At 41.0% G+C, this 22,447-nt stretch carries 26 protein-coding genes; 14 read left to right on the plus strand and 12 right to left on the minus strand.

Annotated features, from left to right (window positions below; genetic code table 11):
* The first annotated feature begins 185 nt into the window (after window positions 1-185).
* Window positions 186-464: a DNA polymerase III subunit epsilon gene (locus ACWXWT_RS06460; protein ID WP_456040797.1), complete on the plus strand. Its 279-nt coding sequence runs from the start codon at window positions 186-188 to the stop codon at window positions 462-464.
* A gap of 95 nt (window positions 465-559) precedes the next feature.
* Here ACWXWT_RS06460 and ACWXWT_RS06465 read toward each other — a convergent pair whose 3' ends face one another.
* Window positions 560-1,312, minus strand: a complete 753-nt coding sequence (locus tag ACWXWT_RS06465) for a class I SAM-dependent DNA methyltransferase (protein WP_456040798.1) — start codon at window positions 1,310-1,312, stop codon at window positions 560-562.
* 396 nt (window positions 1,313-1,708) lie between these two features.
* Window positions 1,709-2,113: a hypothetical protein gene (locus tag ACWXWT_RS06470; protein ID WP_456040799.1), complete on the minus strand. Its 405-nt coding sequence runs from the start codon at window positions 2,111-2,113 to the stop codon at window positions 1,709-1,711.
* A gap of 280 nt (window positions 2,114-2,393) precedes the next feature.
* On the opposite strand from ACWXWT_RS06470, the gene ACWXWT_RS06475 reads away from it, so the two are divergent.
* Window positions 2,394-2,882 carry a TIGR00645 family protein gene (locus tag ACWXWT_RS06475; protein ID WP_456040800.1) on the plus strand — a complete coding sequence of 163 codons (489 nt, stop codon included), beginning with the start codon at window positions 2,394-2,396 and terminating at the stop codon, window positions 2,880-2,882.
* 64 nt (window positions 2,883-2,946) lie between these two features.
* Here ACWXWT_RS06475 and ACWXWT_RS06480 read toward each other — a convergent pair whose 3' ends face one another.
* Window positions 2,947-3,183: a helix-turn-helix domain-containing protein gene (locus tag ACWXWT_RS06480; RefSeq protein WP_456040801.1), complete on the minus strand. Its 237-nt coding sequence runs from the start codon at window positions 3,181-3,183 to the stop codon at window positions 2,947-2,949.
* Window positions 3,184-3,264: 81 nt separating this feature from the next.
* On the opposite strand from ACWXWT_RS06480, the gene ACWXWT_RS06485 reads away from it, so the two are divergent.
* The 4 genes from ACWXWT_RS06485 (at window position 3,265) to ACWXWT_RS06500 (ending at window position 6,484) form a co-directional block, all read left to right on the plus strand.
* A complete protein-coding gene (locus tag ACWXWT_RS06485) occupies window positions 3,265-4,275 on the plus strand; it encodes a nuclease-related domain-containing protein (RefSeq protein WP_456040802.1) in 1,011 nt (336 codons plus the stop codon).
* 53 nt (window positions 4,276-4,328) lie between these two features.
* Window positions 4,329-5,051: an NYN domain-containing protein gene (locus ACWXWT_RS06490; RefSeq protein WP_456040803.1), complete on the plus strand. Its 723-nt coding sequence runs from the start codon at window positions 4,329-4,331 to the stop codon at window positions 5,049-5,051.
* A gap of 157 nt (window positions 5,052-5,208) precedes the next feature.
* Window positions 5,209-5,523: a hypothetical protein gene (locus tag ACWXWT_RS06495; RefSeq protein ID WP_456040804.1), complete on the plus strand. Its 315-nt coding sequence runs from the start codon at window positions 5,209-5,211 to the stop codon at window positions 5,521-5,523.
* Window positions 5,507-6,484: a hypothetical protein gene (locus ACWXWT_RS06500; RefSeq protein ID WP_456040805.1), complete on the plus strand. Its 978-nt coding sequence runs from the start codon at window positions 5,507-5,509 to the stop codon at window positions 6,482-6,484. The genes ACWXWT_RS06495 and ACWXWT_RS06500 overlap by 17 nt, the downstream gene beginning before the upstream one ends.
* A 606-nt stretch (window positions 6,485-7,090) precedes the next feature.
* Here ACWXWT_RS06500 and ACWXWT_RS06505 read toward each other — a convergent pair.
* From ACWXWT_RS06505 to ACWXWT_RS06530, 6 genes are all read right to left on the minus strand, one after another.
* Window positions 7,091-7,717 carry an AbiU2 domain-containing protein gene (locus tag ACWXWT_RS06505; RefSeq protein ID WP_456040806.1) on the minus strand — a complete coding sequence of 209 codons (627 nt, stop codon included), beginning with the start codon at window positions 7,715-7,717 and terminating at the stop codon, window positions 7,091-7,093.
* 41 nt (window positions 7,718-7,758) lie between these two features.
* Complete coding sequence (locus tag ACWXWT_RS06510) at window positions 7,759-7,974, minus strand: Fic family protein (RefSeq protein WP_456040807.1); 216 nt, start codon at window positions 7,972-7,974, stop codon at window positions 7,759-7,761.
* A complete protein-coding gene (locus ACWXWT_RS06515; protein ID WP_456040808.1) occupies window positions 7,955-8,347 on the minus strand; it encodes a Fic/DOC family protein in 393 nt (130 codons plus the stop codon). Before ACWXWT_RS06515 ends, ACWXWT_RS06510 begins: the two co-directional genes overlap by 20 nt.
* Window positions 8,337-8,495 (minus strand): hypothetical protein, encoded by a 159-nt coding sequence (locus ACWXWT_RS06520; RefSeq protein ID WP_456040809.1) that lies wholly within the window; start codon window positions 8,493-8,495, stop codon window positions 8,337-8,339. Before ACWXWT_RS06520 ends, ACWXWT_RS06515 begins: the two co-directional genes overlap by 11 nt.
* Window positions 8,496-8,787: 292 nt before the next feature.
* On the minus strand, window positions 8,788-10,431 hold the full coding sequence (gene groL, locus ACWXWT_RS06525) for a chaperonin GroEL (protein WP_456040810.1): 1,644 nt from the start codon (window positions 10,429-10,431) through the stop codon (window positions 8,788-8,790).
* 58 nt (window positions 10,432-10,489) lie between these two features.
* Window positions 10,490-10,780 carry a co-chaperone GroES gene (locus ACWXWT_RS06530; RefSeq protein ID WP_456040811.1) on the minus strand — a complete coding sequence of 97 codons (291 nt, stop codon included), beginning with the start codon at window positions 10,778-10,780 and terminating at the stop codon, window positions 10,490-10,492.
* 212 nt (window positions 10,781-10,992) lie between these two features.
* Between ACWXWT_RS06530 and ACWXWT_RS06535 the strand changes: the two genes are divergently transcribed.
* Both ACWXWT_RS06535 and ACWXWT_RS06540 read left to right on the plus strand, forming a co-directional pair.
* Entirely contained in the window at window positions 10,993-12,417 is a 1,425-nt protein-coding gene (locus ACWXWT_RS06535; protein WP_456040812.1) for an MATE family efflux transporter, read from the plus strand.
* 88 nt (window positions 12,418-12,505) lie between these two features.
* Window positions 12,506-12,856 (plus strand): hypothetical protein, encoded by a 351-nt coding sequence (locus ACWXWT_RS06540; protein WP_456040813.1) that lies wholly within the window; start codon window positions 12,506-12,508, stop codon window positions 12,854-12,856.
* Between the two features lie 48 nt (window positions 12,857-12,904).
* Here ACWXWT_RS06540 and ACWXWT_RS06545 read toward each other — a convergent pair whose 3' ends face one another.
* Window positions 12,905-13,477 carry an FxsA family protein gene (locus tag ACWXWT_RS06545; RefSeq protein WP_456040833.1) on the minus strand — a complete coding sequence of 191 codons (573 nt, stop codon included), beginning with the start codon at window positions 13,475-13,477 and terminating at the stop codon, window positions 12,905-12,907.
* Between the two features lie 205 nt (window positions 13,478-13,682).
* Between ACWXWT_RS06545 and cutA the strand changes: the two genes are divergently transcribed.
* From cutA to ACWXWT_RS06575, 6 genes are all read left to right on the plus strand, one after another.
* Window positions 13,683-14,009, plus strand: coding sequence for a divalent-cation tolerance protein CutA (cutA, locus tag ACWXWT_RS06550; RefSeq protein ID WP_456040814.1), 327 nt, complete (start codon window positions 13,683-13,685; stop codon window positions 14,007-14,009).
* Window positions 14,006-15,862 (plus strand): protein-disulfide reductase DsbD, encoded by a 1,857-nt coding sequence (locus ACWXWT_RS06555; RefSeq protein ID WP_456040834.1) that lies wholly within the window; start codon window positions 14,006-14,008, stop codon window positions 15,860-15,862. The genes cutA and ACWXWT_RS06555 overlap by 4 nt, the downstream gene beginning before the upstream one ends.
* Before the next feature lie 135 nt (window positions 15,863-15,997).
* Window positions 15,998-17,668 (plus strand): cation:proton antiporter domain-containing protein, encoded by a 1,671-nt coding sequence (locus tag ACWXWT_RS06560; protein ID WP_456040815.1) that lies wholly within the window; start codon window positions 15,998-16,000, stop codon window positions 17,666-17,668.
* Between the two features lie 172 nt (window positions 17,669-17,840).
* On the plus strand, window positions 17,841-18,983 hold the full coding sequence (galK, locus tag ACWXWT_RS06565) for a galactokinase (RefSeq protein WP_456040816.1): 1,143 nt from the start codon (window positions 17,841-17,843) through the stop codon (window positions 18,981-18,983).
* A gap of 25 nt (window positions 18,984-19,008) precedes the next feature.
* Entirely contained in the window at window positions 19,009-20,043 is a 1,035-nt protein-coding gene (locus tag ACWXWT_RS06570; RefSeq protein ID WP_456040817.1) for an aldose epimerase family protein, read from the plus strand.
* Window positions 20,033-20,446 (plus strand): DUF2391 family protein, encoded by a 414-nt coding sequence (locus tag ACWXWT_RS06575; protein WP_456040818.1) that lies wholly within the window; start codon window positions 20,033-20,035, stop codon window positions 20,444-20,446. The genes ACWXWT_RS06570 and ACWXWT_RS06575 overlap by 11 nt, the downstream gene beginning before the upstream one ends.
* 67 nt (window positions 20,447-20,513) lie before the next feature.
* On the opposite strand, the gene ACWXWT_RS06580 is transcribed toward ACWXWT_RS06575, so the two are convergent.
* Window positions 20,514-20,954 carry a hypothetical protein gene (locus ACWXWT_RS06580; protein ID WP_456040819.1) on the minus strand — a complete coding sequence of 147 codons (441 nt, stop codon included), beginning with the start codon at window positions 20,952-20,954 and terminating at the stop codon, window positions 20,514-20,516.
* A gap of 383 nt (window positions 20,955-21,337) precedes the next feature.
* Window positions 21,338-22,342 (minus strand): NAD(P)H-quinone oxidoreductase, encoded by a 1,005-nt coding sequence (locus ACWXWT_RS06585; protein ID WP_456040820.1) that lies wholly within the window; start codon window positions 22,340-22,342, stop codon window positions 21,338-21,340.
* Window positions 22,343-22,447 lie beyond the last annotated feature (105 nt).

Raw genomic sequence — 22,447 nt, forward strand, 5'->3', positions numbered from 1 at the left:
CTCAGGTATTCCACTTCTGTGTTACATCGATTTAAAAGGCAACAACCATTTCTACATCAATGTGCCTTGAATTGAAAAACCTGAGAGACTCTGAACTGACCAGATATTTAATGGGATTGGTATAACACTCATTTGTTTGACTGAGCGTAGTGACCCTACCGTGATTAACTAATGAGGATACAACAATGAGTAAGTTAAATGCCGAAGAGCGTAAGGCTCGAGATAACGAACGTTTTTCACAGCGTGTTGATGAACGTAGAGTAAAAGGCGAAGATGTGGTTGCATATGCACTTGCCAATGATAAAGCGTTTAAGTTTCTGACCAAGACAGAAAAACACAGCTTTAAAGAAAGAAAAGCAGAGCTTGAAGAACAAGCAAAACTGAAAAAACAGCAACAATTTGATCTTAAAGCCCAGCAAGAATTAGAAAAGGTTGAAGCAGAGTTTACCGATACCCAAGAGTAAAGCCCCATCAACAGCCATTGTTAATAATGATGGCTATTCAAATGAGTTTACTCTGTACTCTGCCCCTATATATGCGGCTAATCGCAAAAACCTAATCACTCAATCACGCGTTTCACACACACAAACAAGGCATTGCCAGAATCCAAATCCCACGGGATGATTTTGTCGTAATCGTGTTCAAATATATGAATATCGAAATACGGGCTTAACAATGCGTTAAGTTCAGTAAAGCTAGTGGCAACCATCGCATGAGAATCTTGCCATAACTGCGTTGCATCAAACTGGGTTTTACCAATGCTTAAATTAAGCGACTGCATATCACCTTCACCGCTGTAATGCCAACCCGATTCAAACACAAACTGACTACCATCAAATTCGGCACTGTGTTTCACCAACGACTTGTTATTGATTTTATGTTTATCAACCGAGTTAAAACAAAACAGGCCGCCAGGATTTAATGCGTTATGCACACTGGCAATACAGGCTTTAAGCGCCTCGGTTCCTGGGGAGTAGTGAATAGAGTACAAAAAGCAGGTAATCAAATCGAGTTTTTCTTCAACATAAAACTCAGTCATATTTTGTAAACTAAACTGCGCTTCAGGACAACGACGCATAGCAATATCAAGCATAGGCTGATTAATATCGAGCCCACTGCTTTGAAAACCTAAATCGATAAAATGCCTAACATGCGGCCCGGTTCCACAAGCTAAATCTAAATGCTGTTTACCATTGTTTCCCAAAAACTGGTGTAAGCGCGCTACGCTATTGCTTTGTTGTTGGTAGTTAATGTCGCGACACATTAAATCGTAATAACCGGACAAGTCGGTATAAAGGGCATTAGTAGACATAAAAAGGGATCGAAGGCTTAGGCACATTTAGGGTGGCGCATCATATATCAAAACGCACGATTGCGGAATAATAAATCGCTAGCATCTAATAAGGACTTAAACAGATTAGAAAATAATTTATTTTACCTCCACACGTTCTGTCGTATAAACCACTCTATATAAAAGTGTAGCAACATACACTTTTTGGGAAGATAAGCCTTAAACGGGTCATGAAGTGTAACTTCATACACTATTTCTCTGGCTCAGATATTAAAAAGCCTCGATACGATTATGTATCGAGGCTTTCTTGAAATAGGGGCAAAACAACTCAATTATCACCAATATAGACCCGATAAAAGCGGGTTATGAATCACTTAATCGCTCACCTAATCACTGATAGCAATCACGCAAAAATGACTAACGTACCCATCGCATAAGCTGATTAGCATCTATGACGGCAGGCTGCCTTTTAATTAACGTTCCAGCTGAATCAAAGAGCAATAGTTCAGTGCTCCTCGCACTATACTTAGCAATGAACGCCTGTCCTTCTGGTGTCGCCTTTCTGGCAAGAAGAAAAAACACGTTATCACCAAGATGATCGCGAGCTTCATTCATCTGCTCAGTCTGGGTGATACTTGACACAAGGTTAGGGTCATACACAAATACCACCGCAGGCTTACCCGTACCAATTTGTTCATGAGTCGCCTTAAAACCCTTGGGCATCTGCGTTAGCAATATTCCGAACAGCAGCACTATGGCGGCAATAACACTTATCGTCACCCAAGGCAATTTACGAGGCGCGTTTGAATTCTGTTTATCCATAATGATAGGTCTCTCTTTTTAAGTCTTGAAATTCATAACCATGCAACACAGTGTAGTCAACTAACCTGAGGCCTAGATTAAAAATGATCAAAATAAACAACCAACAAATGATTTACCCTTGTTACAACATCTAAAGACATGATGCATCCCAAATGTATAAATGACACATCATCAAGCTTGCCACAGTATGCAAGCACAGTTACAGTTCATTATATTGTTGTTTTACAATGACTGGTTAGATCAACTGCTAGCGTATTTTATTTAAAGGGTTACTATTTTTATGGAAAAAGTGTTTGAAAAATTGATGTATGCATCGCGCTGGATCATGGCGCCTATTTATTTAGGATTAAGCTTTGTCTTATTTGCCTTAGGTATAAAGTTCTTTCAAGAAATCTTTCACATCATACCCAATATTTTCTCAATAGCTGAAGTGGATCTCGTGCTAATAACACTATCACTTATCGACATCACCTTAGTCGGCGGCTTGATTATCATGGTGATGTTTTCTGGTTATGAAAACTTTGTATCACAGCTTGATGTCGGTGAAAAAAGTGAAAAACTCAACTGGCTTGGCAAGATGGATTCAGGCTCCCTTAAAAACAAGGTAGCAGCGTCAATTGTCGCGATTTCATCCATTCACCTGCTTAAAGTATTTATGAATGCCGAAAATACCGCTAACGACAAAATCATGTGGTATCTACTCATCCACATCACGTTTGTATTATCGGCCTTCGCCATGGGATATTTGGATAAAATTACCCGCAAGTAACCATCCATATCCAAATAAAAAGCCCTGATACATCACTGCATCAGGGCTTTTCCTTTGCTATCGATTAGTACCACACATTAGGATCAGCGTTATGATTCTGCGCTGTATCAATACTAATTCCCAGACCATTTAGAATTTTGAACACTGTCGAGATATAAACATCATTACCTTTCTCAACACGGATTAACGTCTTTTTGGTCACGCCACACAGCATCGCCGCCACATCTTGAGTCAGTGCAGCGCTGTTTCTGGTTTCTTTAATGAGTAAGCCTAAAGATTGTTGATTAAGTGCAGGTGCCATAACGTTAGTCCAAAGTGTACATTGCTACACTTTAGCTCTGAATGCTTGATATTTCAACAGTAAAAAACTAAAACACTGCAAATGACCAAAACACCGCAAACGATAGCGGGTCAAAAACAAGAACAGGATGTGGCCTTCTTCTTACGTCGCGCATTTAAAGATCATCCCGAAGTTCTGGTTATCAATGACTTCAAATTCAGCTTTAACGATGAAACCGCTCAAATCGATCACTTGATCGTGTATACCTATGGCTTCGTGCTCATTGAATCAAAAAGCATAAAAGGTCACGTTAAAGTAAACAACCAAGGCGAATGGACACGCAGCTATAACAGCCAATGGTCAGGTATGTCTTCGCCCATTAAGCAAGTTGAGCTGCAACAAGCCTTGTTGAAAGAAATGCTCATGCATCATAAGAGTGAAATATTAAGCAAGTTACTGGGTATAAAACAACAAGGCTTCAGTGGCCGCTGCTGGCACTATTTATGTGCGGTATCTAGTAATGCTGTGATCGACCGGAAAACCATGCCCAAAGAGATTTCGGACAAACTGTATAAAACCGAATTTCTGGTCGATGAACTCAAAAACATCATGAAGCTTAAACACAAACTGCTCCGCTTGGTCAGCGTAGCAGACACCCGTCCAGACTTTAGTCAGCAAGAACTCAATTCAATAGGCCAATTTCTTATTAGCCAACATATCGACTCAAATATTCAGCAAGTTGACACTGCACCGGCACAACTAAAGCAAACCCAAGCGATAACAAACACACCAGAGCTTGAGCCAGAGCTTAAACCAATGTCTGCGCCCACTAATCATCTAGCTCAATCTACTGCCGCAATACTTGCACCGGTAGCCGCATTACCACCAGACCAACACCCAATACTAAGCTGTAAATATTGCGGTGAATCAACACTATATACACCGATGTATGGCAAGTTCGGTTACTACATCAACTGCAACCAGTGCAGTAAAAATACATCGATGAAACAACCATGCCCACAATGCATGAGTAAAAACACCAAGGTCAGCAAACGCAAAGAAACCTACACATTGAATTGTGTAGATTGTGGATTTGAAAAACAGATTATTTAATCATTAACAGCACTTACAGGCATAAACTGTAATGATCTGACTAGGACGTCAATATGAAAGATAAAATCGCAGTATTTATTGATGCTGATAATGCACCAGCTAAGAAAATTGATAAAGTACTGGCAGAGCTTGCTCGCTATGGTGTGGTAAACATACGTAAAGCATACGGCAATTGGAAAAACGCTAATCTAAAAGCTTGGGAAGATGTATTACATGAGTATGCGATTCAGCCCATACAGCAATTCGATTTAACTAAAGGCAAAAATGCCACAGATATGGCACTTGTTATCGATGTGATGGATGTTTTATATACAAAAAATGTGGATATTATTTGTTTAGTTTCATCAGATTGCGATTTTACTCCCTTAGTCACGAGAGCTCTCGCCGATGGTAAAACCATCATAGGATTTGGTGAACGCAAAGCTCCGATGCCATTTGTGAATAGTTGTTCTCGCTTTTTATTTCTCGATGATGACCCAAGTGAAGATATTCCATTACCTACAGCCACTAAAAGCTTAAACAAAAATACAAAACTCATCAGTTTATTGAGGCAAGCTATTGAGGCTGTAGAAGATGATGACGGGTGGGCAATGTTGGGGCCTATAGGTACTCATATTTCGAATCATGCCTCGTTTGATCAACGTAATTATGGCTTCAAGAAGTTGAGTGATTTATTCGTATCTATAGATCTTTTTGAAATGAAGAAAACCCATGGTTCAGTCATTTGGATAAGGGATAAGAAAAGACATAAAATAGTAAATAGCAAGGGGAAATAACAATTATCTTTTCTCTTCCTTTTGCTCAATCAGATCACATTTGTAAACTTTGCGTAAATGTTCTTCCTTATATCGAATTCCTTTCTTATTGTTTCTAAAACAGTTTCTAAAACAGTTAGTTGGTATTCGATTTTTTGACTATTCCATGGAGGTTTTTATGTTTAAAAAAATTATATTATCAACTTACCATCCTTTCTTATTAGCTAATGATGATTACTTGCGAAAAGACTTAATTCACTACCCAGATCTATCCGTATATTCAGGAGTAGAATTTACGGTAATCAACAGACGAAGATTAGAAAGAGCAATAACTAAGTTTTATGCTCAAGAAATAAATAATGCCTCAGTAGGATGCTTAGACATTTATGAATGGGGAGAATCAAGACTCCTTGTAGATATAGTCCCCGATGCGAGTTTTGTTATTAATCATGGAGCGGTATTTTCAGGGATGTCTTGTGAATATTCATTCTAGAAAGTTTTTAAAGTTTTTTCGTTGCGCAATATTGATGCTTATAGCATCAACTATTGGTTTTTATGTACTCATAAATAATGAATATATATATATTTCCCCACAAGATGAATTATCTGAACATATAGTGAAAAAGCAAAGTGATTTAATTACTTTGAAAAAAAAATCAGATTCAACATCTTTATCTAATTCCTCTCAAGTAAGTGTAAATACTTTGGAAACATGGCTTGATTTGATTTCAGATACAAATATCAAGGAATCAGAAAAGTATTCAATATGTCTTCGTCTTTCGGATCAAGAAAACTATCCGAAAGCTATGTTGCAACGACTGGCTAGCACTTTTGACTTCTGCCGTTTGGTACGAAATCGTTATGGTATTAGCGCTGAACGCTTAGAAAAATGGAAAGAAGTCCGTCAAATAATACGAAATGACGGCTGGGAGGTATTAATTAAAGGCATAGAATTAGGACTTTACTCTGTAGATATATCATTACAAGAGGGAGAACCTAGACACGACTTGTTTGTGGCATTTGCAGCAGAAGGAATACAAGATATTGAAGCTTATAATGCATTGTCCAATTTGGGTTTAAAGCCCAATATTAAACTTCTATCGGTAGGTCTAGCAAATAACAATTTAAAAATATTGGATTATTACACTCAAAACGCTGACCTTTTCGCTGTTGATGATATGGGGTATAACGTTTTTTATACAGCAGCAATATTTGGAGCTGGACAGCTTGATTCAATGCAGTATATGCTCGATTTAGGTGTAGCTTATCAAGATAAGCTTGGTCGAGATGCTCTAGCTGAAGTGATAACTCGACATGGCGTACGCGTCAACACGGAGCAATTCCTAACCTTCATTGATAACAACCAATTGCCGGTGAACCCTCAGTTACTTCAAGCGGCTAAAAAATTCCCTGAGTTACATCAAGAATTAAAAAAACGACAGTCTGTAGATTAATGGTTTTGTCGCAAACAATGGTGGTAGGTTATGATCCCTCAACTGTAATGATCAGCCCCTCCGCCACATGAAACGCAACACTTTATACTCTACGCTGCTTCAAATGCTGCATAAATATGTCGTAAGGTGAATAATACCGCCCTCTGGTGTTTAAGATGCGCTCTGAGCGGTTCACCGACTGTTTATGTTTGAATTTGTAACTTTTTCAAGTTTGTTTTCACTGAAAACACTTAATTGAACTTAAATCTTACTCGAAACGTGAGTGGCATCAACTTGCTTTTTTTTGTGCACTTTTGGTTTTAAACTTTCAATTCCAAACAGTACCTTTTCGATGAGAATAGCTACCTAAAAGATAGCTTTCGTTAGCTAGAGCTGGGGTAACACCTATTTTCAGTGGTTAAGTGGCCTATTTAACATAACTGCCAATTGGACGAAGTTATGTTAGTTATGGGATTACTTATATAGTACCTAAAAAGTATTGACGATATTGTCAATGATGAATTAATATTACACAATAATTGTGTAAAAAATTCCTATTACTAAGGGTTAAATATGATTTTATTTTTAGATAGCGAAAGCGGTCCTGGCCCAATCATCTTGGCACCTTTATATGTGCTTACTTTCATTGTTTTTTAAAATCTTCAATAAATCAGAAGCACCTTTCCTATAACTATTAGACGATGAACGGCTTTTAAGTGAACTACAACCAAAAACACTGGAATTCATCAAGATAAAAAACTCTTCAACTGCATCAAATAAAGCAGAAATCTCACCTTCTACAGGATCGACAATACTTGAGTTCATCATAGTTGAATAATCAGCATGGGCTTGTAATTTATTTCTAAATTTTACCAGCGGTTTTCTATATAGTTCAATTTTATGGATATATACATCAGTGATCTCTTGATATTTGGCGTTTTTTTTAACCTCACTAGTACCTAATAAGTACTCTAAAGTAAGATTCTTATTTACACCCTGCTTTGCTGGGTCTGTCAGCTTACACAATTGCAATATCATTGAGTCACGGAAAGACCAATGTACTAATCTAAAAAACTCGAGTGAAGCCTCTGAAATAATCTGTCGATTTTCTGCATCACTATAGAGCTGTTCATACGTGAGCTTAAGATGCTTAATCTCGTAAAATATCTCTCTAGCCTTAATAAACTCGCTCCTAAACGGCTCCATAATTTGCCCTTCAATAATTGTTTGAAATCTAGGTAATCCGGTATTCATCAAGTTATACACCGCAATGAGGCATAAGAGGAGGTTTAAATTTATGAAGTGGCATCACTCAATATTTGATTTAATGATTTCAGGTCGCCTAAATACCCTTGAATGTTTGCATTTACCCATTCATCTTTCGAAATATCAGGCCAATTAACACTCAGCTCAAAATAGAAAAAGAGTTCTTCAAAGAAAAAACGTTGTGTTCTTCCATTACCCTCTCTAAATGGGTGAATAATGTTCAGCTCACAAAAAAATATCGGCAATTTCAGTGATTAATTTATCTTTTGAATCCAATCGTTCCAATAATACGATTCGAGAGAATTGTTTGTTCGCTTCGGCCTCAATTCTTGAGCAGGTACAAAACCGCGTGTCACCCTTAGCAATATCAACGGTTCTGATGTCACCAGCCCAATGGTAGATATCTTGGAATAATTGCCTGTGCAGGCTTTGAAGATGTTTTAGGTTAAAGTCGTATACCGAGGTGATTGTTGATGAGTATTCACTATACCGTATAGCAGTAAAGGCTAATTCTGCTTCGGCGAGGTTGTCGTAATCTTGAATATTAAGCTTATTTTGCAGTACTTCAGAATTGGAGTAGCAGTAATTATCGTGACTTACCCCGTATTTATCGCGCATACTTCAGTTTCAAATCATTGATCGATTTTCCGGTATTTTCTTTCTTCACAGATAAACCTTCATAACTAGAGCTCATTTCAAAATTGCTCATTTTCGGTGTGAAAATTCGAGCGTTTTTAGGGGTTTTATCTTTTGTTGAATTTGCCATTATACCCTCCACGATAACACTTATATTATAACCTAGTTCAGCCTACTCTTCTAGATAGCCCAGTCTTTATCCATGAGATAAACGCCCTTAACAAAAAGCCCCGATACCGTGAGGTATCGAGGCTTTTTCTATTCTTTTACAAGAAGTTTGTCTTTAAGCTTTTAGGCTTGAAACAACATTTGATCTAACGCAGGAATAATCAGCTTAGAGCAAGGCTTTTTGTCACGAAGCGTAGTGTTTTTCTACGTGAGTGGCAAAGTAACGCCGCTATAACTGATTTTAACCAGTTAGATTACATGCCCATGCCGCCCATTCCACCCATACCACCCATTCCGCCCATATCTGGAGCAGAATCATCTTGTGGTACTTCAGCAATCATCGCTTCTGTGGTAATCATTAAGCCTGCAATAGATGCTGCGAACTGTAGCGCACTACGAGTCACTTTAGTTGGGTCTAGGATACCCATTTCTAACATGTCACCGTAAGTGTCGTTGCCTGCGTTGTAACCGTAGTTACCTTCACCGTTTTTAACAGTATTCGCGACAACTGATGCTTCTTGACCTGCGTTAGTTGCAATTTGACGTAAAGGCGCTTCCATAGCACGCAGCGCAATCACTACACCGTGCTTTTGGTCTTCGTTTAATACTTCAACGTCTTTAATTTTGCTTGCTACGCGAACAAGGGCTACACCACCACCGGCGACCACACCTTCTTCTACCGCTGCGCGAGTTGCATGTAATGCATCTTCTACACGGGCTTTTTTCTCTTTCATTTCAACTTCTGTTGCTGCGCCAACTTTAATTACTGCAACACCGCCAGCTAACTTAGCCATACGCTCTTGAAGTTTTTCTTTGTCGTAGTCAGATGTTGACTCTTCAACTTGTTGTTTGATTTGCGAAACACGTGATGAAATTTGTGCTTGATCGCCGCTACCATCAATGATGGTGGTGTTATCTTTAGTGATGATAACGCGCTTAGCTGTACCTAAATCTTCTAGAGTCGCTTTTTCAAGTTCTAGGCCGATTTCTTCAGCGATAACAGTACCGCCAGTTAGGATAGCAACGTCTTGTAACATTGCTTTACGACGGTCACCAAAGCCAGGCGCTTTAACAGCAGCAACTTTAACGATGCCACGCATATTGTTAACAACCAATGTTGCTAATGCTTCGCCTTCAACGTCTTCTGCAACAATAAGCAATGGCTTACCTGTTTTAGCTAGACCTTCAAGAATTGGCAATAATTCACGGATATTAGAGATTTTTTTGTCTACTAATAAAATGAATGGGCTGTCTAATTCAACGCTACCTGTTTCTGGCTTGTTGATGAAGTATGGTGATAGGTAACCACGGTCAAACTGCATACCTTCAACAACGTCTAATTCGTTTTCAAGCGCTTGGCCTTCTTCAACGGTGATAACGCCTTCTTTACCGACTTTTTGCATTGCTGTTGCAATGATTTCGCCGATAGACTCATCAGAGTTTGCAGAGATAGTACCGACTTGAGCAATGGCTTTAGAGTCTGAACATTCTTGAGAAAGCAATTTAAGTTCAGCAACGGCGGCAATAACGGCTTTATCGATACCGCGTTTAAGGTCCATTGGGTTCATGCCTGCGGCAACAGCTTTTAGGCCTTCAACAACAATAGATTGCGCTAATACTGTTGCTGTTGTGGTACCGTCACCAGCGGCATCGTTGGCTTTAGAAGCAACTTCTTTCACCATTTGTGCGCCCATATTTTCGAACTTGTCTGTGAGTTCGATTTCTTTGGCAACTGACACACCATCTTTAGTGATTAGCGGAGCACCGAAGCTCTTGTCTAGAACAACGTTACGACCTTTAGGGCCTAACGTTACTTTAACTGCGTTGGCTAGAATGTTAACGCCTGCAAGCATTTTTACGCGAGCGTCATTACCAAATAATACTTCTTTTGCTGCCATTTTTTGATGTTCCTTTAAATTTAATGATTAATTGGAAAGTCGAGTTGATGCGTGAGGCTTAGCCTACAACTGCCATCAGGTCAGCTTCTGACAGGATTAAGACTTCTTCACCGTCAATTTTCTCTTTTTTAACGCCATAACCTTCGTTGAAGATCACCACGTCGCCCACTTTAACGTCAAGTGGTGTAACTGTGCCATTTTCTGAGATGCGACCATTGCCTACAGCAAGGATTTCACCGCGAGTCGATTTTTCTGCAGCGCTGCCAGTAAGGACGATGCCGCCTGCTGATGTAGACTCAACTTCTAAACGTTTAACGATAACGCGGTCATGTAATGGACGAATATTCATCTATGAACTCTCCTAATGATTTGATGCCCAAAAAACGAGGCTATTGACTAACAAATAAGGGTTTCCCCCTTGATGCATGTGATATGGGGGTGATTGATCACAGATCCAAGGGGAATTTAAAAAAAAACTACACTTTTTTTAAGTCTGTTTTATTAATGAAGTGCTAATCCTGATAGAATCCTGTTTCTTCGAAATACTTAAGCTGAGAATTAATGAAAGACAGACACGGGTTGCTTACTGCGCCAATTGGTCGTGTACTGCTTAACATGACCTTGCCTAACCTAATTGGCATTATGACCATTCTCGGTGGCAGCCTAGTAGACATTTTCTTTATTAGCCAACTTGGCACAGAAGCGTTGGCGGCTGTGAGCTTTACGTTTCCGGTAACCTTAGTGATTTCAAGTATTGGTATTGGTATTGGTGCAGGGGTGTCGACCAACCTAGGGCGCTTAATTGGTTCTGGGCACGCGCCAGAATCAAGGGTGTTTTTGTATGACACCTTGTGCATGACCTTATTAATTATTTGGGGGTTATCCATACTCGGCTGTATTTTTATTGAGCCCATTTTTAGTTTGCTGGGGGCCAATAACGCCAGCTTGCCCTTAATTAATGACTATATGTGGTATTGGTATTTAGGCGCTCCGGCATTGGTATTGTTGATGGTGGGTAATCAGGCATTACGTGCCACGGGTGACACTCACTCACCGGCTAAAATTATGATATTAGCCGCCATTGTAAACTTGATCCTCGACCCGTTACTTATTTTCGGCCTTGGGCCTTTTCCACGTTTAGAAGTACAAGGCGCAGCCATTGCCACAACATTGTCTTGGTTTGTGGCAATGTCATTAGCTGGCCACTTGATTATTGTAAAACGTAAATTGGTCAAGTTTGCTGAATTTGATATCGGACGGTTAATTTTACATTGGAAAGCGCTTGCCCATATTGCCCGCCCAGCGGCATTAATGAATGTGATTAATCCGATTGCCAACGGCATTATTATGGCGATGTTGGCACGAATTGATCATGCTGGTGTGGCGGCATTTGGTGCGGGTATTCGCTTAGAGTCAGTGTTGTTGATTGTAGTGATGGCGTTGTCGTCGAGTTTACTGCCCTTTATTGCGCAAAACTTGGGTGCAGGCCAAACGGTAAGAGCCAAAAGGGCGTTGTTAGTGTCGTTGCAATTCGTGTTTGTATTTCAAACATTGCTGTTTATTCCGCTGTATTTTAATGCCGACTTTATCGCCGGACTATTCACTCATGACCCAATGGTCATCGACTGGCTAAGTTTTTATGTCATGGTATTGCCTGCCGCTTATGGTCCACTAGGCATTGTGATTATTTTTGCTACCAGCTTGAACGCTTACCATAGGCCATTAAGTTCACTGCTGATTAATTTAAGTCGTTTAATGTTGTTGATGTTACCGCTAGCGATATTGGGCGGTATTGTAGGAGGGGTAAAAGGCATTTTACTCGCGTTGCCTATTACCAATACGCTTATGGGAATAGCTTGCTACTATTTGGCGACCAAAATTACTGAACCCGACAACATTAAACACACTGTTGCTAAGCCTAAGTCGGATGATACCGATGAGCAAGCCGATAACAGAAACTCAGCCTCTCACCTAAAAGAATATTAAACTGTGTTAATCATGCTTATCGAACTTGATTTTTAATCACTGTAAGGTGATTAATACCAATATAGTAGACGAATACAGTGACGTTATAATGAAAAAATCCATTTACGCCGCCATGCTTTCTGGCATTATTTGTCCTGGTAGTGGTCAACTCTGGTTAGGTAAAAAGTTACTCGGCTGGGGATTTATCAGTGTCAGTGTGGTGTGTATTTTAGTGCTAATGAATCAAATTATTATCCGCGCCCAAGTGATCGCAGAGCAAATTTTAGCGGGCTATATTGGTAACGATTTGGGCTCTATTTATGCGGCGGTCTCTAATGTGGCACTCGACACAGGCAGCTCAAGCATGGCAACACTCACTTGGGTATTTATTGCTAATTGGAGCTTAAGTATTATCAGTGCATTTTGGCTTGGTGCTCAACAAGACAAACAGGTCCAATAAACACAGCCAAGTAGTGCTCGACTTGGCTGACCATCAAACTGAATGACATTATAATGGCTTGTTGTCATCTTTAGGCTGAGTAGGCTCTACATCAATGATGTCATCATCTGTTGTATTGTGTTCAATATGGTGACTGCGAGGTTGACCGTCTTTGTGTTCAAAGTCGCCGTCAAAGGTATTACCCTGCTGATCAAATGGCCCGGATTGCCCAAAGGGACTGTTGCCACTACCAAACCCTGGGGGGAAACCACCATTAGCGACCACTTTAAGTTGCATTCTTTTATATAAAAACGCAGCAATAGGTGCACGGGTTAACGGCGTTAACAACACCAAACCAATAAAGTCGGTGACAAAACCAGGTATAAGTAATAACACCCCTGCGGCAGCTAACATCATGCCTTCAACAATTTCTTGCCCCGGGGCTTCACCACGGGCTAGCTTTTGTTGCATTGTCATTAATGTACTTAACCCTTGGCTGCGCACTAATGACACGCCAACAATTGCGGTAAATAACACCAAACCAACGGTGGCCCATGAGCCAATAGAGCTAGCAACTTCAATAATAACATTGAGCTCAATAACCGGGACTAAAACAAATATTAACAATAAAATAAAAAACATATTGGCCTCTAATGATCGCTTTTTGATAGAGTGGCGATCGATAAAATCACTGTTGCCGATGAAACTTAAATGGGGGTGAACGGGTCTATTTTCAAGACACGTCACGAATATCACCTCAGTTTAATGAAAATGCGCCCCAAAAAGCGTAATGTGATGACATTTAGCATGATAACAGTATTAACTTAAGTAAACTTTAAGACAACTTATGTATAAACCTGAACAGCTACTTATTTTAACCACTTGCCCCGACGCCAAAACGGCTAAAGGCATTGCCAATGCACTCATTGACGCGCACCTGGCGGCTTGTGTACAAATAGGCCAAGCCGTTGAGTCAATTTATTGTTGGGATAACAATATTTGCCAATCGCAGGAAGTGCCAATGCAAATAAAATGCATGGCATCTCATTATCATGCCATTGAACAACTCGTGATCCAAATGCATCCTTATGAAGTACCAGAATTCATTGCCACTCCGATTATCGGTGGTTTTGGCCCTTATTTACAATGGATAAAAGACAACTCACCATCATGAAAAAAATCGTCGCAATATGCCTCACATCATTGTTACTAATGACCTCAATCATACTCGCACCAATGGCAAGCAGTGCCAATGCCTCGAGTAGTCAATTCAGCTTCTTAAGTAGCGAACCTGAGTTATTAAAAGTTAACGATGCTTTTGTGTTTGATTATCAACAACAAGGTAATCAACTCAAAATCAACTTTGTGATAGCCGATGGGTATTATTTATACCGCGACAAGTTACAATTTTCTGCTGATGGTGCCGTCATTGGTGACATTGCATTGCCCCATGGTAAAAACCACCACGACGATTATTTTGGCGACCAAGAGGTATTTTACTCGTTTGTTGAAATCCCGATTGCCTTTAAAGAAGCACAAGCCGATGCCGTATTTCATGTCACCTTTATGGGTTGTGCTGAAGGCACCTTATGTTACCCCCCTACCAAACACGATGTAACATTAACCGCCATCGAGGCAAACGACGGCACGTTAACCACTAAAAAAGTGATTGGCGCCTCTGAGACATCACGTTCAACAACGGCAACCGATGCCCCTATTACCCAGCAAGACACGTTAAAGCAAATGCTCCAAAACGATAGCCTACTTTGGACCTTAGTGATTTTCTTTGGTTTAGGCATTGGTTTGGCGTTAACGCCTTGTGTGTTTCCGATGTACCCTATTTTGTCCGGCATTATTGTTGGTCAAGGCAAGAAGTTATCTACCGCTAAGGCCTTCACCCTATCGATGGCTTATGTACAGGGGATGGCAATTACCTACTCGATATTAGGCTTGGTAGTTGCTTCTGCAGGCTTGAAATTTCAAGCAGCTCTGCAACACCCCGCTATTTTGATTTTCTTGGCGGTGATGTTTGTGCTACTAAGCTTATCAATGTTTGGCATGTACGACTTAAAACTGCCGTCAAAATGGCAAGAAAAAATGAACTCGATGTCAAACAATCAAAAAGGTGGCAACCTAATTGGTGTGTTTATGATGGGGGTTATTTCTGGCTTAGTGGCTTCACCTTGCACTACGGCGCCATTATCTGGCGTACTTATTTATGTGGCTCAGTCTGGTGATTTATTACAGGGCTTTTTAGCCTTATATGTGCTGAGCATGGGCATGGGATTACCATTATTAATCATTGGAACCTCGGGAGGTAAAATTTTACCGCGCGCAGGAGCTTGGATGGATATTATTAAGACTGTTTTTGGCTTCTTATTAATATCGGTGTCTATTGTGATGATTGGTCGCATTTGGACCGGTCTAGTGTCCGATTTACTTTGGTCTGTATGGGCAATAAGCTTGATTGGCTACTTGATGCATCAAAACAAGCGAACAGAATTTAACTGGAAGCAAAGCACCCGCGGGGTATTGTTATTGCTGGCACTACTGGCAAGTTTTTCATATGGTTTCCAAGCCATAATGGCAAGCTTTGGCCATAATGCACCCAATATGACCCAAGCAAGTATTGATGGTAAAACCTTAGCCAAAACCGAAGCGAATCACTTTATCCGCATTAAGTCGCTTGAAGACTTAGAAGTGGAGTTAGATAAAGCCAGTATTAGCGGTAAAACGGTAATGTTAGATTTATACGCCGTCTGGTGTGTGGCCTGTAAAGAGTTTGAAGCCATTACCTTTAAAAACGATGAAGTCGCCACGCGCATGAGCCAAATGGTGTTATTGCAAGCCGATGTGACCGACAGTGACGACGTTGATAATGCCTTGCTTGAACATTATGGTGTATTGGGTTTACCTACGTTATTGATGTTTGATCAAAACGGTAAGCAACGTGAAGACTTAAGAGTAACGGGGTTTATGGGCCCTAAAGACTTTGCGGCCCATTTAGACTTGTTATTAGCAAAATAGATTAAAAAACTAAGTAAAAACAGCACCTTTAGCAAATAAAGGTGCTGTTTTGTTTGTATTAACAATATTAAAATCATCGAAAGTTAACCTTTTTCTTATACAATGTAGTTTTATATCCTTCATTCAAGGCGTTTTATGGAACCCGCTATTCTTATCATTACCCTACTGTGCGGCATGCTGGTGAGTCGAGTTGGCCTGCCGCCACTCATTGGTTATCTTGTTGCTGGGTTCGTATTATTCACTTTAGGTATCGAAGACTCTAGCTTACCCATTTTACAGCAACTAGCAGACTTAGGTGTCACCTTACTGTTGTTTTCCATTGGCCTTAAACTTGACCTAAAGAGCCTCTTTAAAGCCGAAGTGTGGGCGGGTTCAAGCTTACATTTAATCGGTTCGATTATCTTTTTTGTGCCAATGCTGAAGCTTTTAGGCTTTTTAGGCATAGAGCAGCTCGACGGATTTAGTTTTAATCAGCTCATGTTGATCTCATTCGCATTAAGTTTTTCCAGTACTGTATTTGCGGTAAAAGTACTTGAAGACAGCGGTGATATGCAGTCGCTTTATGGTCGAGTTGCCATTGGCATCTTGATTATGCAAGATATCTTTGCGGTAATATTTCTCACCATTTCAAAAGGTAACATCCCTTCGGTATGGGCCTTTGGCTTATTATTATTACCACTTGCCAAACCACTCATTTATAAAATTTTCGATCGCGTCGGCCATGGTGAAATGTTAGTGTTATTTGGTTTAGTCATGGCCTTGGTCGTGGGGGCATGGTTGTTTGAAACTGTGGGCTTAAAACCTGATTTAGGCGCACTGATAGTGGGTGTTTTACTGGCCGGACACGCCAAATCATCTGAACTAGCCAAATCAATATATTTCTTTAAAGAACTCTTCTTAGTCGCCTTTTTCTTAACCATTGGTTTAAACGGATTACCGACATTAGCTGACATTGGTTTAGCGGCCATTTTGGTTATGTTAATCCCAGTGAAAATTTTGATGTTTGTCTATCTGCTAACTCGCTTTAAGTTACGGTCTCGCACTTCATTGCTGGCTTCATTCAACTTAGGTAACTACAGTGAGTTTGGGTTAATCGTGGCCGCTGTTGCCGCACATAAAGGTTGGTTGCCGCCAGAATGGTTGATTATTATTGCTGTGGCATTGAGTATCAGCTTTTTGTTTGCCGCACCGCTTAACAACAGTGTCAGCAAAATTTATCAACGCTTTCAATCTAAACTAGCCAGATTTGAGCGCCATCCATTACACCCAGAAGACAGACAGATTCGTATTGGAGACCCGCGCTTTTTGATTTTAGGTATGGGCCGGATTGGTTCAGGTGCTTATGATGAATTGCAGGCTAAATATACTGGTGAAATTTTAGGGATAGAACATAAACAAGAACTGGTTGATTTTCATCGCAATCAAAGCCGCAATGTGGTTAAAGGTGACGCTGGCGATACTGACTTTTGGGAAAAGCTCGAACGTGCTCCTAATTTGGAACTCGTGTTACTGGCGATGCCAAATCATATTGGTAACTTATTTGCCGTTCAGCAGCTAAAAAAGCTTAACTACGAAGGTAAAATCAGTGCAATTGTACAATATGCAGAGGATGCTGAATCACTCAAAGAGTCAGGTGTCCAAGCTGTGTATAATTTGTATGAAGCCGCAGGAGCTGGTTTTGTTGACCATGTGATAAAAGAATTGCTCGATTCACAGCCAGAATTGATCCCCGATACCGCTTCTAACAACGAGACGGGAACTGACAATTCACCCCTTGAGCAGCCACAAACACCATCGCCATCATAAAACTAATGGTAATAAACAGACGCCTAGATAAGGCGCTAGGCGTTTTTGTTTACGACAGAGGATTTTCATTTTTACTTCGGATAAAAAAATCTAAGTTACAGACACGGTAAAGTCATGCTATAACTCCATTAATAGCACTTTTCTTGTCACCTTTTGTTGGATTTTTTGAAGTATGTCAAACCCTGCTCAACGCGCCACTAAATTATTTGTTCAAACATTTGGCACTAAGCCCGATGATTTATATCAAGCGCCTGGACGAGTGAACATTATGGGCGAACATACCGACTATAACGAAGGACTCGCACTGCCTGCGGCAATTAATTTTCATACCGTAATTGCGGTAAAACACCGTGATGACCATCTATTTAGGGCGGTAACCACCGCTTTTCCTGGGCAAATAAAACAGTGGCAGTTTGGCGAAGAAGGTTCTGTGGCCGCGGGGGATGATTGGAGTCATTACCTCAAAGGCGTTACCGCTGCCATGAGTCAGTCAGGTTTACACGCCAAAGGGTTAGATTTAGCCATTGTTGGCGACGTGCCTCTCGGAGCGGGCTTGTCGTCGTCGGCTGCACTTGAGGTCGCATTTGGTACTGCCATCAGTTATGCCAGCCAATTACATTTATCACCTTTAGCGATTGCTCAATTAGCCCAGCGGGGCGAAAGCCAGTTTATGCAATTAGATTGCGGCATCATGGACCAAATGATTAGCGCGATGGCCGAACCAGATCATGCATTATTGATTGATTGCTTAGAACTTGAAAGCGAACCCGTATTATTACCTGAAGAATTAAGCCTAATCGTCATTGACGTAAAACAAGATCGTCAGCACTTTATACAACAATTTGAACAACGTAAACGGGAATGTAATCATATTACCGAGTTACTTGAGCTTGATTCACTAAGGGATTTATCTTTAAGCCAGCTAGCACTACATAAACATAGGCTCAGCGATGAACAGTTTTGTCGCGCTCGCCATATAATTACCGAAAACCAGCGGACCAGTCACGCAGCGCGGGCGTTACAACAACATAATATTTCCCGTTTTAGTCAGTTAATGGCGCAATCTCAAGCATCAATGCGCGATGATTTTGACATTATCAGCCCCGAAATTGACACCTTGGTCTCGATGATTTCGATGCTTATCGGCGACCAAGGCGGTGTACGCATGAGTGATGGCTGTGTATTAGCGTTAATTAATCACGACCTTACTGACGACGTGATTAACTTAGTCGAAAATCAATACCTTAAACAAACAGGTATTGAGGCAACTATTTACTTATGTTCAGCCAGTGGCGGTGCAGGACGCATCGGATAACACGTTACAGTTTAGAGAGGCATCAATGGTACGTTTTAGTGTGCTGGAACCTTGGCAAGATCCCCGTGGCGGTGAAATTGAACGGGTTAGAATTGATAATGGCATCATCGCACTTGAAGTATTAAGTTTAGGCGGCATCATTCGCTCACTATGGACTCCAGATCGCTATGGTGAACGTAAAAATATTGTTTTAGGTTGCGATAGCGCCGATGATTATTTAGCCCAACAAGCCCATTTAGGTGCTATTGCCGGACGCTATAGTAACCGAATTGCCAACGGTAAAACCCAGTACAATGGCGAGCAGTTCCAATTAAGCGTTAACCAAGCGACTAACTGCCTACATGGTGGTGTTGAAGGTTTTAACCGCAAATTATGGCAGCTAGGCACCTTAAGTGACGGCGTACGTTTAACCTTAAAAAGCCCAGATGGTGACATGGGATTTCCCGGTAATTGCACAGTACAATTAGACTACCGTTTAGTGGGGAATAATTTATATGTTGAAATACTCGCCAGCACAGATAAAGCCTGTCCGATTAGCTTGACTCAACACAGCTATTTTAACCTAGAGGGTAATCGTAGTGACACCAATAGCCAACATACCTTGCAAGTCGATGCTAAAGCTTATCTCACCATGAACGATGTGGGTGTACCTACGTCAATACAGCCTACTGCTGGCAGCGACTTAGAGATGAGCAATGCAACACCTATGTCGGTACAAACTGAACGCGCCGCACTCGCGGCCACTAACGGTTTTGACCATTGTTATGTATTAGACAATCCCGGTGCAGATTTGCAACGCTTTGGCTGCTTAACAAGCCCCAATAGTGGTCGCAGTATGACGGTTTATACTAACCAACCAGGTGTTCAAGTTTATGGGGCTAACTTTTTACATGGCGTTATAGGCAAAAAACAGCGCGTATTTAACGACCACCAAGCTGTGTGTATCGAACCACAAATGCTACCCGACTCACCTAATCAACCCAACTTACCCGGTGAGGCTTGGCTAACGCCAGGTAAGGTGTATCACCACATTAGTCGATATCAATTTGATGCAAAATAACCAACCAGTTAAACCCACTTTTAATGCCGAAGATATCGGCCAGATTGCCGTTGGGGCTTTTGCGCTTTCAGTCCCGATTGCATTTTCGGAAGAAGCCTGGCGATTATCGGCCAGCTTACCAACATTAAACTTGGTGCTAGTGGTAGTGTTGTCACTGGCATTTATTACCCTATTTGCTTATCAAAGCGTATTTCAAGCCAACATTATTAAACGCAGACGCGCCTTTTTGTTGCGGGTAATTGCAGCGTACATATTAACGTTATTAGTGGTGAGTATTGTGCTACTGGCATTAAATAAATTGCCATTAATGACAGAGCCAATATTGGCGTTAAAGCGGATTATTTTAATTGCGATGCCCGCGTCAATGGGGGCCATTATTGTCGACAGTTTCGACAAAGAATAAACGACATAAAGAATGGTTAATATTCTTTATGCCGTTAACTTGAATAATAACGATTAACGATTAACGATTAATCATCAATGTTATCTCCCATTTCATCATAGTCATCATCGTCGTCATCGTCTGAATCATCAAAGTCTGGAATATCATCATCTGAATCAACGACCTCATCTGGCTCAACCACTGGTTTGGCTTTACGAGGTGGTGCCGTATCTGGCACTTTTGACAAGTCTATCCGTGATTGGTGCTTTAACATAAACTCAGCACGTGCAGCTTTCCAAGCATCCCCAAACTCAGCCATAGCAGCCTTTGTTTGTTCGTCATCTAAGTCATGTAAGTTAACTTTAACGATGTCTTCTACGTACTCAACAATCGTATTACGGATGGTGTTGTACATGAAAATTCGTCCTGGTGACGCTTCTGGCAGCTGATTATCATGAACTACAATCGTGTTACCTTTTGCGGTTCTTAATTCACCAAACCAAAGTTGTTTCTTTGCTGTGTTATACATATATGCTAACGCCCTTAAATCAACACATATCCTAAAAATGATGCAAGGAATGGGCGTAAATCGCCCAAACTGCACCACGATTACCTGTTCTGTATTTACGTGGGTATTTAAACAGAATATTTCTGAGAATCAATGCCTAAAACAATGAAATTTTCGCGTAATTGCACAAAATTGCCCGTTGGAGCCAATTTTTAACACCTTAATGCTATATGTTTCACAAAAAAATTCTCAATTGAAAATTGATTAGCCATATTGGCCCAATCATCTTTCACCACGACTTTAGCCTAAAAAAATCAAGCTTCAAGTTTTTTATCAAAAAATATCGCAATCAATCACAACCATTCGTCTTGCGAAATAAGGTGCCCCTGACAACGACTCACCACTTAAGCTTGCAGGTTTAATACAATTTTACCTTTATGCAGCCCCGACTCCATACGCTGATGTGCTTCGATCACCTGTGAAAATGCAAATACACTGTCAACTGGAATGCTCATTTCTCCACTATTTAATAGTGGCCATACGTATTGCGCTAAACCGTGAGCAACTTGAGCCTTATTCACCACACTTTGCGGCCGAAGTGTTGACCCTGTCCAAATAACCCGCTTAGCCATAATGCGGAAAATATCAACAGTGGCTTGCGGACCACGTTGCATGGCAACCGATACCATGCGCCCATCTGTTGCGATGGCTTTGAGATTTTCATTAATAAAGTCGCCACCCGCAATGTCCATAATCACATTGACACCTTGGCCACCGGTTGCCTCTAGGATTGGCTCCACAAAGTGTTGCTCGTTGTAATTAATTGCCACACTAGCACCTTGTTCAAGACAGTATTGGCATTTCTCCGCACTGCCTGAAGTGGCAAAAACTCTCGCGCCTAAACGGCTTGCCATTTGAATAGCGGTAGTGCCAATACCACCTGACCCACCATGGATAAGCACCGTTTCGCCTTCTTTAAGTCCACCGCGAATAAACAAGTTACCCCACACAGTAAAAAAGGTTTCAGGTAAAGCCGCTGCTTGCACATAACTGTAGCCGGTTGGGATAGGTAAGCAATGAGCTGCGTAAGTGTTGACTAACTCTCCATAGCCGCCACCGGGCACTAAAGCACATACTTTATCGCCAACTTGCCATTGAGTAACATCATCTGCCACATCAACAATCTCACCCGCTACTTCTAAACCAAGGATCGGACTGGCGTCTGCCGGCGGTGGGTAAGCACCAACCCGTTGTTTAATGTCTGGGCCATTAACGCCCGCGGCATAAACCTTAATGGTCACTTGGCCTTTTGAGGGCATTGCCAGTGTTGATTGGGTCATGGCCATGACATTGGGTTCACCGGGCTGGTCTACCACTACATGGGTGAATTGCCTATTTAATGTCGACATTAAATATTACCTCCGTCAATTGTTAATTAAATGAAACGCAAATGAGCTGCTTGTTATCAGTTTTCTGCAAACCGTTCACAAAACCAACGTCATTTGTTAGTAAAC

Source organism: Shewanella sp. A22 (assembly GCF_053850585.1).